This window comes from Nocardiopsis flavescens, from assembly GCF_900141985.1.
In the GTDB taxonomy this organism is placed as follows: Bacteria; Actinomycetota; Actinomycetes; order Streptosporangiales; family Streptosporangiaceae; genus Nocardiopsis; species Nocardiopsis flavescens.
This window is the reverse complement of record NZ_FQZK01000003.1, coordinates 397,708-411,676: the sequence shown is the minus strand read 5'-3', so window position 1 is coordinate 411,676 and position 13,969 is coordinate 397,708. Positions and strand designations below refer to the sequence as shown.

At 72.8% G+C, this 13,969-nt stretch carries 13 protein-coding genes; 6 read left to right on the top strand and 7 right to left on the bottom strand.

All coding sequences use genetic code 11. The features are described from left to right. Positions 1–102: 102 nt before the first annotated feature. Positions 103–402: a hypothetical protein gene (locus tag BUE45_RS08515; protein WP_073377206.1), complete on the bottom strand. Its 300-nt coding sequence runs from the start codon at positions 400–402 to the stop codon at positions 103–105. A 148-nt stretch (positions 403–550) separates the two neighbouring features. Between BUE45_RS08515 and BUE45_RS08510 the strand changes: the two genes are divergently transcribed. Next, entirely contained in the window at positions 551–1,693 is a 1,143-nt protein-coding gene (locus tag BUE45_RS08510) for an acetyl-CoA C-acetyltransferase (protein ID WP_073377204.1), read from the top strand. Between the two features lie 61 nt (positions 1,694–1,754). Here BUE45_RS08510 and BUE45_RS08505 read toward each other — a convergent pair whose 3' ends face one another. Further along, positions 1,755–2,981, bottom strand: a complete 1,227-nt coding sequence (locus BUE45_RS08505; protein WP_073377495.1) for a winged helix-turn-helix domain-containing protein — start codon at positions 2,979–2,981, stop codon at positions 1,755–1,757. 452 nt (positions 2,982–3,433) lie between these two features. On the opposite strand from BUE45_RS08505, the gene BUE45_RS08500 reads away from it, so the two are divergent. Continuing rightward, entirely contained in the window at positions 3,434–4,267 is an 834-nt protein-coding gene (locus BUE45_RS08500; RefSeq protein WP_178378479.1) for an exodeoxyribonuclease III, read from the top strand. Then, entirely contained in the window at positions 4,264–5,163 is a 900-nt protein-coding gene (gene rbsK, locus BUE45_RS08495) for a ribokinase (RefSeq protein ID WP_073377202.1), read from the top strand. The genes BUE45_RS08500 and rbsK overlap by 4 nt, the downstream gene beginning before the upstream one ends. A 61-nt stretch (positions 5,164–5,224) precedes the next feature. Here the strand turns inward: rbsK and BUE45_RS08490 are convergent, their stop codons facing one another. From BUE45_RS08490 to plsX, 3 genes are all read right to left on the bottom strand, one after another. Further along, positions 5,225–5,827 (bottom strand): YceI family protein, encoded by a 603-nt coding sequence (locus BUE45_RS08490; RefSeq protein WP_073377200.1) that lies wholly within the window; start codon positions 5,825–5,827, stop codon positions 5,225–5,227. Between the two features lie 264 nt (positions 5,828–6,091). Then, positions 6,092–7,837: an arginine--tRNA ligase gene (argS, locus tag BUE45_RS08485; RefSeq protein ID WP_073377198.1), complete on the bottom strand. Its 1,746-nt coding sequence runs from the start codon at positions 7,835–7,837 to the stop codon at positions 6,092–6,094. Between the two features lie 51 nt (positions 7,838–7,888). Further along, positions 7,889–8,995, bottom strand: coding sequence for a phosphate acyltransferase PlsX (plsX, locus tag BUE45_RS08480; RefSeq protein WP_073377196.1), 1,107 nt, complete (start codon positions 8,993–8,995; stop codon positions 7,889–7,891). Between the two features lie 397 nt (positions 8,996–9,392). Between plsX and BUE45_RS08475 the strand changes: the two genes are divergently transcribed. Then, a complete protein-coding gene (locus BUE45_RS08475; RefSeq protein WP_084737030.1) occupies positions 9,393–10,754 on the top strand; it encodes a KamA family radical SAM protein in 1,362 nt (453 codons plus the stop codon). Between the two features lie 280 nt (positions 10,755–11,034). Here the strand turns inward: BUE45_RS08475 and BUE45_RS08470 are convergent, their stop codons facing one another. Both BUE45_RS08470 and BUE45_RS08465 read right to left on the bottom strand, forming a co-directional pair. Then, the gene (locus BUE45_RS08470; protein ID WP_073377193.1) at positions 11,035–11,271 is read right to left on the bottom strand and encodes a DUF397 domain-containing protein; all 237 of its coding nucleotides are present in this window, start codon (positions 11,269–11,271) and stop codon (positions 11,035–11,037) included. A 430-nt stretch (positions 11,272–11,701) separates the two neighbouring features. Next, positions 11,702–12,613, bottom strand: a complete 912-nt coding sequence (locus BUE45_RS08465; protein WP_084737029.1) for a helix-turn-helix domain-containing protein — start codon at positions 12,611–12,613, stop codon at positions 11,702–11,704. A gap of 285 nt (positions 12,614–12,898) precedes the next feature. On the opposite strand from BUE45_RS08465, the gene BUE45_RS08460 reads away from it, so the two are divergent. Continuing rightward, positions 12,899–13,444, top strand: coding sequence for an ATP-binding protein (locus BUE45_RS08460; protein WP_073377188.1), 546 nt, complete (start codon positions 12,899–12,901; stop codon positions 13,442–13,444). A gap of 140 nt (positions 13,445–13,584) precedes the next feature. Further along, a complete protein-coding gene (locus BUE45_RS08455) occupies positions 13,585–13,950 on the top strand; it encodes an STAS domain-containing protein (RefSeq protein ID WP_073377186.1) in 366 nt (121 codons plus the stop codon). The last annotated feature ends 19 nt before the right edge of the window (positions 13,951–13,969 follow it).

The window sequence follows — 13,969 nt, the reverse complement described above, 5'->3', positions numbered from 1 at the left end:
CCCGGTCGCCGGAAGGCCCTCGGTGTTCCGCGGTGTCCGCCCCGGCGGTGCCCCGTACCCGCCGGGCGCCCCCGCCCGGCGCGCCCCGGGTGCGGCGGCGTGTCAGTCGACGCCCGCGCCGACGCCCCCGGAGGAGAACTCCGGGTAGTGGCGGGCCGCCTCCTCGTCCGCGTCCACCCAGCGGGAGGCCAGGTGGATCCAGCCCCACAGGAGCACCGCGAAGGCGGTCGCGGCGGGCGCGGCCCAGGGGGCGGTCCCGCCGAGCAGCCCGGCGCCGACGAACCCGGCGGCCAGCGCGCCCCCGCCGACGGCCCAGGCCAGGGCGCGGCGACCGGAGGCGAAGGTGAGGAAGAACAGGACCATGCCCGCGGCCGCGCCGAGGGCGAGGACGAACCCGCTCATCGTGTCTCCTCTCGTCCCCTCCAGGGCAGCACACCGGGATGAACGGGCGGGAATCGGAGGATGAAAGGGGGCCGGGGTCTTGCCGGACCACCAAAACCGAATACAGTTCGGTTCACAGGACAACACCACCCAGGCCCTTGGAGGACCCGTGGCCGAGGCATACATCGTCGACGCCGTCCGCACCCCCGTCGGGACGAGGAAGGGCGCGCTGGCGGCCGTCCACCCCGCCGACCTCGGCGCGCACGTGCTCAAGGCGCTCGTCGAGCGGACCGGCGTGGACCCGTCCGCCGTCGAGGACGTCATCATGGGCTGTGTCAGCCAGGTCGGCCCCCAGGCCCTGGACCTGGCCCGCACCGCGTGGCTGTCCGCCGGGCTGCCCGAGAGCGTCCCCGGCGTCACCATCGACCGCCAGTGCGGCTCCTCCCAGCAGGCCGTCCACTTCGCCGCCCAGGGCGTCATGTCCGGCACCCAGGACCTGGTCGTGGCCTCCGGCGTCGAGAACATGGGCATGGTCCCCATGGGCTCCAACGTCCAGTACGCCCTCGACAACGGCCTGGGCCTGTACGGCGAGGGCTGGGCCGAGCGCTACGGCTTCCAGGAGATCTCCCAGTTCCGCGGCGCCCAGCTCATGTGCGAGAAGTGGGGTTTCAAGCGCGACCGGCTGGAGGAGTACGCCCTGGAGAGCCACCGGCGCGCGGCCGAGGCACTCGACGACGGGCGCTTCGACTCCCAGATCGCCCCGATCGCGGGAGTCTCCCGGGACGAGGGCGTGCGCCCCGACACCACCCTGGAGAAGATGGCGGGCCTGAAGCCGCTGCGCGAGGGCTGGGAGCTGACGGCGGCGGTGGCCAGCCAGATCTCCGTGGGCGCCGGCGCCGTCCTCATCGCCTCCGGGGCCGCGGTCGAGCGGCACGGGCTCACCCCGCTGGCCCGCATCGTCCAGCTCTCCCTGGTCGGCGACGACCCGGTTTACATGCTCACCGCCCCGATCCCCGCCACCAGGACCGCTCTGGCGAAGGCGGGCCTGGGCATCGGCGACATCGACGTCACGGAGATCAACGAGGCGTTCGCCCCGGTCCCGCTCTCCTGGATCGAGGAGCTGGGGGCCGACCCCGCCACGGTCAACCCCAACGGCGGCGCGATCGCCCTGGGCCACCCGCTGGGCGCCACCGGCGTCATCCTCATGGCCAAGCTGGTCAACGAGCTGCACCGCACCGGCGGCCGCTACGGCCTCCAGACCATGTGCGAGGGCGGCGGCCAGGCCAACGTCACCGTCATCGAGCGAGTCTGACCCGCGCCCCCCGCGCCGCGCGGCCTCCCCCGGGACCGCGCGGTCCCGGGGGAGCGGCGGCTCAGCGCGCCGCCAGGGCGGGGCCGCCGGGGCCGTTGGGGAGGCCGAGCCAGGCGGCCATCTCGGACAGGTGCTCCACCAGCCGGGGCAGGGTGTCGCCGGGGGCGCCGTCCTCCAGGGTGATCCGCTGCGCGAGCAGGGTGCCCGAGGCGCGGTCGGCCTTGAGGTCGACCCGGGCCACCAGGTCCTCGCCCAGCAGGAACGGCAGCACGTAGTAGCCGTGCACCCGCTTGGCAGCCGGGGTGTAGATCTCGATCCGGTACCGGAAGCCGAACAGCTCCTCGGCCCGGTCCCGGGTCCACACCAGCGAGTCGAACGGGCTCAGCAGCGCCCGCGCGGCCACCTTGCGCGGGACGCGGGCGTCCCGGTGCAGGTAGGCGGGGCGGTCCCAGCCCCGGACCCGGACGGGGACCAGCTCGCCGGAGTCCACCAGGTCGGCGACGGCCGGGCGCGACTCGGCGCTCTTGAGCCGGAAGTAGTCGCGCAGGCAGGGCTCGGTGGCGATCCCGTGGGCGCGGGCGGCGATGGCCACCAGCTCCCGGTGGGCGTCCGCCCCGCTCAGCGGTGGTGCGGCGTGCACGCCGGCGGGCAGCACGCGTTCGGGCAGGTCGTAGCGGCGCTCGAACTGGGAGTTGCGGCCGTTGGAGGTCAGGTCGCCGACCCAGAACAGGTACTCCAGGGACTTCTTCACCTCGGACCAGTTCCACCCCCAGTGGTCCTTGGCGCGCGGCACGTCGTGGGCGAGCGCGGCCTCCACCTCCCGGGCGGTGGCCGGGCCGATCCGGGCGACCTCCTCGTGCACCGCCTTGACGAGTTCGGGGTTCTCCTCCCGGACGGCGCTCATCCCGCCCGCCCCGGACCGGGCCCGGTTGCGCTCCATGCGGTACCGCATGAGCTGCCGGGTGGCCGGGGGCACCAGGCTCGCCTCGTGCGCCCAGCACTCGACCAGGCGGGCCGGGGCCGCCTTGGCGGCGGTGGTGGCCGCCCGGTCCAGCAGCGCGGTGTCGTAGCCGCCGATCCGGGCGAACACCGGCAGGTACTGGCTGCGGGCGAGCACGTTCACGCTGTCGATCTGGAGGATCCCCAGGCGGCTCACCACCCGGCCCAGGTGGCCCAGGTTCGGGGTTCCCGCGGGCCGGGGCTCGGCCAGCCCCTGGGCGGCGATCGCGATCCGGCGTGCCTGGGCGAGGGACAGTTCCGCGTCGCGGCGGGGGTGCGGTTCGGGCATGCCGAACACGGTAGCCCCCGCCGACGACGATCCGCGGCCCCGCCCGTCCCGCGGTACGGGCCGCCCCCGGCCGGGGGCCCCGGAGCGGCCGGGGAGGCGGTCGTCGCCTCGTTCGGCCGGGGTGCCTTATGTGGCCTGTATCACAGTGCTGTCCGGGGACTTCTGTATCGACGCACGACAAAAGGGGTGTGCCGACCGGCCACCCCGGAGAGTGACGCCTCCGAAAAAAACCTTGGGCGAAATGCGAACCGGGGGGACCCCTCGGCCGTCCTAATGGGCGCGACGGAAACAACCGGGCATGTGCTGGGAGTCCCGTCGGGCCCCGGTGCGGAGGACGGCCGCACCGGGGCCCACCCCTTTCCGGCCGCCGCACCGCACCGCCCGGCCCCTCCCGCCGCCCTCCCCGCCCCGCGCTCACCTCGGGTGTCGCCGCGAAGCCCTAGGCTGGCGCTGTGCGTATCGCGACTTGGAATGTGAACAGTGCCCGGGCCCGGGCCGAGCGGATCGGCGCCTGGCTCGACCGGAGCGAGGCCGACGTCCTCGCCATCCAGGAGACCAAGGCCAGGGACGACCAGTTCCCCGCCTCCGTCTTCACCGACCGCGGCTACGAGGTCGCCCACCACGGGCTCTCGCAGTGGAACGGCGTCGCGATCGCCTCCCGGGTCGGCCTGGAGGACGTACAGGTGGGCTTCCCCGGCCAGCCCGGCTACGGCGACCCCGAGGAGGCCGAGGCCCGCGCCATCGGCGCCACCTGCGGCGGCGTCCAGGTGTGGAGCCTCTACGTGCCCAACGGCCGCGAGGTCGACCACCCCCACTACGCCTACAAGCTGCGCTGGCTGGATGCCCTGCGGGAGGCGGGGTCGGCGGCCCTGGCCGCCGACCCGGACGCGCAGATCGCCTACGGCGGCGACTTCAACATCGCCCCCCGCGACGAGGACGTGTGGGACATCGCCGCCTTCGACGGCCTCACCCACGTCACCGGGCCCGAGCGGGAGGCCTTCCGCGCCCTGGGCGAGGCCGGCTTCGAGGACGTCGTCCGCGACCGCACCCCCGGCCCCGGCGTGTACACCTACTGGGACTACAAGGGGCTGGCCTTCCCCAAGAGGCGCGGCATGCGCATCGACTTCGTGCTGGCCTCCCCGGCGCTGCGCGCCCGGGTCAGCGGCGCGGGCATCGACCGGGAGGAGCGCAAGGGCAAGGGCGCCTCCGACCACGCGCCGGTCATCGTGGGACTGGACGGGGACGAGGGCCTGCCCCGCGACAAGAAGAAGGAGGACGGGGCGTGAGCACCCCGCGCATCGCCGTTTTCGGCAGCGTCAACATGGACCTGGTGGCCTACGCGGACACCGCTCCCGCCACCGGTGAGACCGTCACCGGTACCGCCTTCCGGCAGGTCCCCGGCGGCAAGGGCGCCAACCAGGCGGTCGCCGCCGCCCGCGCCGGGGCCGACACGGTGTTCCTGGGCGCGGTCGGCGGGGACGCCTTCGGCACGGAGCTGCGGGACAACCTCGTCGCCGCGGGGATCGACACCACCGGGCTGCGCACCGTCCCGGGCCCCTCGGGGATCGCCCACATCGTCGTGGACGGCCGCGGCGGCAACTCGATCATCGTGGTGCCCGGCGCCAACGGCGGGGTCACCGGCACCGTCCCCGGCGACCGTGAGCTGATCGGCGGGGCCGACGCCCTCCTGCTCCAGCTGGAGCTGCCGATGGAGGCGGTCGTGGCCGCGGCGCGCACCGGCCGCGAGCAGGGGGTCCGCGTGCACCTCACCCCGGCCCCGGCCCGGGACCTGCCCGACGAGCTGCTGGAGTCGGTGGACGTGCTCGTGCCCAACGAGCACGAGGCCGCGGCCATCACCGGCCGCACCGACCCCCGCGAGGCCCTGGCGGCGCTGCTGGAGCGCGTCCCGGAGGTGCTCATCACGCTGGGCGGCGAGGGCTCCCTGCACGGGACGCGCTCGGGTGCGCCGGTGCACGTCCCGGCGCTCAAGGTGGACGCCGTGGACACCACCGCCGCGGGCGACACGTTCTGCGGCTCCTTCGCGGTGGCCCGTGCGGAGGGGGCCGACCCGGCCGGGGCGATGCGTTTCGCGGCGGCGGCGGCCGCGCTGTCCGTGCAGCGCCGCGGGGCCAGCTCCTCGATGCCGGCCAGGGCCGAGGTCGAGGACCTGCTCCGGGGCTGATCCGGTACGGCGGGGGCGGCTCCGCGCCGCCCCCCGCGCCGTTCCGGTGCCGGCGGGGTCCTCAGGACTCGTGGCCGATCTGCCGCAGGAAGGGGGCCGGGTCCTGGTTCTGGAGCCGCACCTCCAGGACGACGTCGACCTCGTCCCCGACCATCCGTCCGCCCCAGGGCACCGCGCCGCCGTCGCCCACGCCGTGGTCGGACAGCCGGATGCGGGTGGCGGCGGAGAAGAAGTGGCCGTGCACGTCGTCGGGCCGGGCGTAGTCGGGCGCCTCGCCCACCCACCGGGCCTCCAGGGTGACGGGTGCGGCCGTGCCGTGCACCGTCAGGTCGCCGTGCAGCCGGAAGGCGTCGCGGCCGCGGCCCCCGGGCTCCAGGCCGGTGGACACGAACCGCAGCTCGGGGTGGTTCTCCACGTCGAGGAAGTCGGGGGAGCGCAGGTGCGCGTCGCGTGCGCCCACACCCGTGTTGACGCTGGCGGCGTCCATGACCACCTCGGCCTTGGAGGCCGCGGGGTCCTCGGCGACCAGGACGCGGCCCCGTGCCCGGCCGAACGTGCCCTGGACCCGGCCGAAGCGCAGGTAGTGGGCCACGAAGATGAGGCTGGAGTGCAGGGGGTCCAGGTGCCAGAGGCCCGGCTCCGGACCGACCGGTGTGGATTCCATACCTACTTCTCCCTTATGTCCGCAATGTGTCTTTTGTCCGTCCAGCCTAGGTCCGGTGTCCTGTTCCGGTCCGGGCCCGGGACACGCGGGAGGGCGAGAGATCGGACTCGCTCCGTTCCGGAACGCGGAGAAACCTAGCGTGCAAGGGAATTCGTCCGCTGTGAGAGTTCTCTCGGACGGTGACCGGTCCGGGCCCGGCGGCGGCCCCGGACACACGGAAGGGGGCCGGAACGCGCCATCGCGTTCCGGCCCCCCGGGGAGTGCCTACATGTGCTCGGGGGCCTCCACGCCCAGCAGGTCCAGGCCCTGGACCAGGACCCGCAGCGCCAGCGCGATCAGCGTCAGCCGCGACTCGCGCTCGGCCCCGGTCGCGGCGGACAGCACGGGGCAGTGCTCGTAGAACGCCGTCAGCGACTGGGCCAGCTCGAACAGGTACGACGACAGCCGGTGCGGCTGGAGCAGATCGCCGACCTGCGCCACCACCGGGCCGAACTCCAGCAGCTTCAGCGCCAGCGCGCGCTCGGCCCCGTGGCCCACGGCGATGTCCGCCCGCGCGCCCTCGGGGGAGAGCCCGCCCTTGCGGAAGATCGACCGGATCCGGGCCTGCGCGTACTGGAGGTAGGGGCCGGTGTTGCCGGTCAGCGCCAGCATGCGGTCGAAGTCGAAGGTGTACTCGGTGTCGTGCGCCACCGACAGGTCGGCGTACTTGACCGCGCCGATGCCCACCTGGCGGGCGATCTCCGCCTGCTCCTCCTCGCCCAGGTCGGGCCGGTTCTCCCGGACCACCGCGGCCGCCCGCTCGACCGCCTCGTCCAGCAGCGCCATCAGCCGCACCGGGGCGCCGCTGCGGGTCCGCAGGATCTTGCCGTCCGCGCCCAGCACGTTGCCGATCTGCACGTGGGTGGTCTCGACGGAGTCCGGCAGCCAGCCCGCCTCGCGCGCGGCGGCCCACACCATCTTGAAGTGCATCGCCTGCGGGGCGCCCACCACGTACAGGATGCGGTCGGCCTTGAGGTCGTCCACCCGGTAGCGGACCGTGGCGAGGTCGGTGGTGGCGTAGCCGTAGCCGCCGTCGCTCTTGCGGACGATCAGCGGGACCGGCCTGCCCTCGCGGCCGGTGAAGCCGTCCAGGAACACGCACAGGGCGCCGTCGCTGATCTCGGCGATGCCCTTGGCCTCCAGCTCGTCGCACACGTCGGCGAGCAGGTCGTTGTAGGTGCTCTCGCCGGCCAGGTCGTCGTCGGTGAGGGTGACGCCCAGCTTGGCGTACACCTTGTTGAAGTACACCTTGGACAGGCCCACGAGCTTGTTCCACAGGCGCAGCGTTTCGCCGTCGCCGCCCTGGAGGGCGACCACCCGGCGTCGGGCGCGGGCGGCGAACTCCTCCGGGCCCGGGCCCGAAGAGTCGAACTTCGTGCGCGCCGCCTGGTAGAAGGCGTTGGGGTCGGTGGTGAGCAGGCCGGCCTCGGGGGAGTCCTCGCCCACCTCCAGCAGGTGCTCGATGAGCATGCCGAAGGGCGTGCCCCAGTCGCCGATGTGGTTCTGGCGGATGACGTGGTGGCCCAGGAACTCCAGGGTCCGCGCCAGCGAGTCGCCGACCACGGTCGTGCGCAGGTGGCCGACGTGCATCTCCTTGGCCACGTTGGGCGCGGAGTAGTCGAGCGGGATGGTGCGGCGCTCCTGGGCGGGCACGCCCAGGCGCTCGTCGTCCAGCAGCTCGCGGGTCCGCCCGGAGATCCAGTCGTCGCGCAGGGTGAGGTTGATGAAGCCGGGTCCGCTGACCTCGACGGCGGAGCAGACGTCGGCGACGTCGAGGTGTTCCATGATCGCCGCGGACACCTCGCGCGGCTTTCGGCCCAGGCGCTTGGCGAGTGCGAGCGCGGCGTTCGCCTGGTAGTCGGCGAACTGTGACGGGCGGATGACGGGGTCGGTGTCGCCGTACTCGGGGCCGAAGGCGGCGCCGAGAGCGGACTGGACCCGTCGCGAGAGTACTTCCTGCGGGTCGGCCATGCCCCAAGCGTACCGAGCCCGCAGGAGTGTTCTCAGCGGTTCCGGGAGGCCTCAGCGGCCCTCGGCGGGCCCCTCCGACTGGGCCAGCCGGTGCAGCCACCCGGAGGGGCGCGTGTGCACCCGGCGGCGTACCTGCTCGCCGATGTCCCCGGCCGCCAGGTCGTGGGCGAGCCGGCAGGCGTGGGCGATGCCGCGCGCCCGGCTGTCGCCGTGGGCGATCACGACGGTGCCGTTGAGCCCCAGCAGGGCGGCGCCGCCGTAGGTCTCGCTGTCCAGGCGCTCGCGCAGCCCCCGCAGCGCCCGGCGCTGGAGCACGGCCCCGGCCTTGGCCGCCACGGACGAGGTCAGCGCCGTGCGGACGGCGTCCATGGCGAACGCCGCCGTCCCCTCCACGGTCTTGAGCGCCACGTTCCCGGTGTGCCCGTCGGTGACGATCACGTCCACCTTGCGCGCGAGCAGGTCGTGGCCCTCGATGTTGCCCCGGTAGTCCATGACGGTGGAGTCCTCGGCGGCGGCGGACAGCAGTTCCGCGGTCCGGCGGACGAGCTTGTTGCCCTTGCCCGGCTCCGAGCCGATGGTGAGCAGCCCCACCCGGGGGCGCTGCACGCCGAAGGCGGTCTGGGCGTAGGCGCACCCCAGGTGGGCGAACTGCACCAGCATCTCCGGCTTGGCGTCGGCGTTGGCCCCGGCGTCGACCATGACCGTCGGCGTCTCGCCGGTGGGCAGGGTGACCGCCAGGGCGGGCCGCAGCACCCCGTGCTGGGTGCGCAGGCGCACGGTGGACGTGGCCACGACGCCGCCGGTGGACCCGGCCGAGACCAGGGCGTCGGCGTCCCCGCGCCGGATCAGGCGGCAGGCGACCGCGGCGCTGGAGCGGGGCCGCCGCCAGCTGGCCAGGGCGCCCTCGTGCATGGCGAGGCTGTCCTCGGCGTGGACGACGGGGATGGCGCGCAGGGCGTCGTGCTCGGCGAGCAGGGAGGCGATCTCGGTGCGGCGGCCCACGAGGACGATCCGCAGGCCCATCTCGCGCACGGCCAGGACGGCGCCCTTGACGATCTCCTCGGGGGCGTTGTCGCCGCCCATCGCGTCGACGGCGATGATCGGCGGCGAGGTGCGGCGGAGTGCGACGGGTGCGTCCGCGTCGGAGGTGCCTGTCACGTGGCGTCCTTCACGGTGTGGTGGTGCGGTGGACGCACGCCGTCGGTGCAGGTCCCCGCGCCGGTGCGGGCACACGCCGACGGGTGCGCGGGTGGTCTGCGAACACCGTACCGGGTGACGCGGAAAGCCCCGCGGTCCGGGACATTCATCCACACATGCGAGGATACTTCCCGTATGTCCAGGTCAGGGCTGTATTTTGCTTCACCTGGGTACAAATCCCCTAGTAGGGGTATATCCGCTCGCTGGCCCGGGTGCTGACGCTCCGGGTACATGTGACAACCGAACACGAATTCCGTTTCCGGAGGTCCCCCGGCCGTCCTCGGCCGGAACCCCCGGATCAGGGCTGCCCTCACGACCCCGCGCGGGGGCCCTGAACCACGTGCAGGAGAGGAGAGGCGTGAGCGTTACGCCAGAGGCGGCACTGTCCCCGTCCACCACCGGACGTCGGTTTCGTGCCTACACGACGAAGCACATTGACGAGCTCACCGCTCGTGCCGGACTCGCCGCCGACGAGCGGCTCGCGGTACAGGCGGTGGCGACCGTCCTGCCCTTCCGGGTCAACGCCTATGTCCTTGACGAGCTGATCGACTGGGACGCCGCGCCCGACGACCCGATCTACCGGCTGGTGTTCCCGCAGGCGGACATGCTTCCGCAGGGCGACGTGGCGCGCATCGCCGACCTGATCAAGGCCGGCGCGGCGCGCAAGGAGCTGAACGAGGCGGCCAACGCCGTCCGCGCGCGGCTCAACCCGCACCCCGCCGGGCAGATGGACCTCAACGTCCCCAAGGTGGGCGAGGAGCCGATCCCCGGCCTCCAGCACAAGTACCGGGAGACCGTGCTCTTCTTCCCCAAGCAGGGGCAGACCTGCCACGCGTACTGCACGTACTGCTTCCGCTGGGCCCAGTTCGTCGGCGACGCCGACCTGAAGTTCGCCTCCAGCGAGATCGACCAGCTGGTCGAGTACGTCCGCTCGCACCCGGAGGTCACCAGCGTCCTGTTCACCGGGGGCGACCCGATGATCATGGGCGAGGGGGTGATCTCCAAGTACATCGAGCCGCTGCTGGAGATCGAGCACCTGGAGGCCATCCGGATCGGGACCAAGGCGCTGGCCTACTGGCCGCAGCGCTTCGTGACCGACCCGGACGCCGACGACACCCTCCGGCTCTTCGAGAAGGTCGTCGCCTCGGGCAAGAACCTGGCGTTCATGGCGCACTTCTCCCACCCCAAGGAGATGGAGCCGGAGATCGTCCAGGACGCCGTGCGGCGCATCCGCGCCACCGGGGCGGTCATCCGCACCCAGGCGCCGCTGATCCGCACGATCAACGACGACTCCGCGACGTGGGAGAGCATGTGGCGCACCCACCTGCGCCACGGGATGGTCCCGTACTACATGTTCGTCGAGCGCGACACCGGCCCGCAGGACTACTTCGCCGTCCCGCTGGCCGAGGCCTACGACATCTTCCGCGGGGCCTACACGAACGTCTCCGGCCTGGCCCGCACCGTCCGCGGCCCGTCCATGTCGGCGACCCCGGGCAAGGTGTGCGTGGACGGCGTCACCGAGATCGCCGGCGAGAAGGTGTTCGCGCTGCACTTCATCCAGGCGCGCGACCCCGACCTGGTGGGCCGGCCGTTCTTCGCGAAGTACGACGAGAAGGCGGCGTGGCTGTTCGACCTCAAGCCCGCGCTGGGCGCCACCCACTTCCCGTGGGAGACGCCCCCGGTGGGCGCGGGCGGCGGCGTGGACCCCACCCGCCTGTAGCGGGTCCCGGGGCGGCGGGGCACTCCCGAGCCCGCGCAGGGCATTGATCCGCGTTCCCGCCACCCGTCCCGCAAGACGAGGAGCCCGGCACCCCGCGAGGGGCGCCGGGCTCCCCGTGCGCCCGCACCGTGGACGGAAGGCGGTCACCGCGCGGCCGGGGTCCGGTGCGGTGGCCATCGGTGCGGACGGCTTTCCGGGAGGGTCGTGTTCCCCCGGTCCGGCGCCGTCCGCGGCCCGGGGGCGCGGCGCCGGCGTGGACCGGGCGGGGTTCGGGGGGCGGCTACCTCAGGAGGGCGTCGAAGTCGCCCGTCTTGGCACCGCGGACGAAGGCCTCCAGCTCGGCGTGGGTGTAGACCAGCACCGGCCCCTGGGGGTCCCTCGAATTGCGCACCGCGAACTCCCCTCCGGGCAGGGTCGCCACCTCGACGCAGTTCCCATCCGGATTGCTCCAGCTGCTCTTGGTCCACTCGACCTTGGGCAAACGGCCTGCTGGAACGCCGTTGTAGATGGAATGCATCTCGACCTCCTGGAACTTCGGGGGACGTGTGAGCGGGGTGTCCACGCGCGGGGGGCCACCGGCACGTCGGGTCATGCGTGCCGGAGCCACGGGCCGGGTGGGGGTTTGGGGAGAGATCTTCCCCATTGAGTCGTTCCGTCCCCGGTGCGCGCCCAAAGCGTAGCTCATGCACGTGCATACGTGATTACGTCCGTAAGTACAGATGCAAGGTCCAGGGGTGAGGATGCGCATGTCACGGCTAACGCGGGGGTGCGGAGGAGGGGTTCCGCGGCCCCCGATCGTTTCCCAGTCGTGGCCGAAGGCGGTCACGCGGACCGCACGGGTGTGCGCACACGGCGAACGCCCGGTCGCGGAGCGGTACCGGGCGTCGGGAAGGGGGCCGGGGGATGGGGGGATTCGGGGGCGGGCGGGGCCGGTGCGCGGCGGGGTGTCAGTCCCGGTAGCGTTCCAGGAACGAGTGCAGGATCTTCTCGGTCTCCGAGGGCGGCGGGGCCTGGGTGGCCAGGTGGTCCATCGTCTGGGCGTAGAGGCTGGTGTCCTCGAACTTGTCGAAGTACAGCGAGCTGCTCAGCTGCTCCAGGTAGACCACGTCGGGCAGTTCCGGGGTGGGGAAGCGCAGGATGCTGAACGGGCCCCCGGCCGCCGGGTGCCCGCCCATGGCGAACGTCGCCACCTGGACGGTGATGTTGGGCCGCCGGGACATCTCGACGAGGTGCTCGATCTGGCCGCGCATCACGGCCGGCTCGCCGAAGGGCCGGTGCAGCACGGCCTCGTCGATGACGGCCCACAGGCGGGGGCCGTCGTTCTCGGTGAACCTGCGCTGTCGGTGCATGCGCATCTGCACGCGACTGTCGATGTCCTCCTCGGACGTGGCCGTGCGCGAGAGCCGGATGACCGAGCGTGCGTACCCCTCGCTCTGGAGCAGGCCGGGGATGAACTGCACCTCGAAGGTCCTGATGACCGACGCGGCCTCCTCCAGCCCCACGTAGACGCCGAACCAGTTCGGCAGCACGTCGCTGTACTGGTGCCACCAGCCCTGTGCGTTGGCGCTGGTGATGAGTCCGAGCAGCGCCTCGCGCTCGCCGGCGTCGCCCACGCCGTACAGCTTGAGCAGGTCCTCCACGTCACGGCGCTTGAAGCTGACCTGCCCCAGCTCCATGCGGCTGATCTTCGCGTGGGACGCGCGGATGGCGTATCCGGCGTCCTCCCGGGAAATGTTCTTCTCCTGGCGCAGCTTCCGGAGCTGTGTTCCGAGAAGAATGCGCAGCACGGTGGGACCACCACTGGAATTCGCAAGGAAATCCCGGGTGACCTGGAAGTTCTCTGCGTGATCGGCGACCACATCGCCTCCCTGTAGCGGCTTTGGCGCGAGCGACCGCCCAGTATACCGATCCCATTCGGGAGGGAACAGGGGGTCCTGTTGGGCGTTGAGACGCCTGGTGTGTCGACTGTAAACGCAGGTGCCTGTGTGTGAATTCTTCGTAGGGGATCTACCAATAAGGGCTGTTCGTCCTATAGGCTTGCCGGGCGTTGATCTGCACGTGCATCCGTGACTTACATCCGTAAGACACGATGCCACCCGCAGGCAAGGCCGAGCGAACCCGCATCACCACTCGTGAGGACCGTGATGAACGCAGAGCTGATGTCGTCGGAGCGGCACTCCGGGGCATCCTGGCGCCGTCCCTCCCTGGCGGAGGCCCCCCGGCTTCCGGGCGGGCCCTGGGCGGATCCGCTGGGTGGCACGCCCCTGGGCCGTACCGACCGCACGTCCGAGTCCGTGACCGGGGCCTTCCCCTCGGTCCCCGACTCCGTGGCCGCCGCGCGCCGCCTCGCCGAGCGGATGCTCGACGAGTGGGGCCTGGCCGGGGTCACCGACGACGTCCGGCTCGTGCTCTCCGAGTTCGTGGGCAACGCCTGTCGCCACGCGCTGGCCCCGGACCGCACCCCGCAGGAGACGCCCGTCGTGGTGCGCCTGAGCAGGCTGGGGGAGCAGCGGAGCGTGGCGTGCCTGGTCGCCGACACCAGCGACCGCGCGCCCCACAAGGTCGACGCCCACCACTTCGCCGAGTCCGGCCGCGGGCTCAGCCTGGTCGCCGCGTTCAGCGAGGAGTGGGGCTGGAACCCGGTCCGCGGCGGCAAGGTCGTCTGGGCCGTCTGCGGCGCCCAGGGCTGACCCCGGCCCCGTACCGCGCACCCGCATCCCTGTCTTTGGTCCACTCTGGCGCGCCCCGGAGCAGAGTAGGCTGTCAACGCATGTCGGTATTCGACCGATCGCGTCCGACAGGGGAAGTTCTTCGACGCGGGGAGCGGGGCATGGACGTGCTGGACACGGGGCGTGACAGATTCATCTGCGACGGCGCGACCGTCGTCGCGCTCGGCGGCGAGCTGGACATCGCCACCGCCGAGACCGCGTACGCCGCCATCACGGCCGCCGCCGCGCAGGGCTGTGTCGTCGTCGACCTCTCCGCGGTGGAGTTCATCGACGCCTCCGGGGTCAACGCCTTCATCAACGCGATGCGCACCACCGCTCGCGAACGCCACCACCTGGCCCTCGCCTGCCCGCCCCGGCAGCTCTCACGCATCCTGGACGTGCTGGACCTGCGCACCCTGCTGCCCACGCACGACGACCTCGCGTCCGCGGTCGCGGCCCACGCGGGCTCGCGCACGGCCGCCCACTGACCCTCGGGCCCGTCCCGGG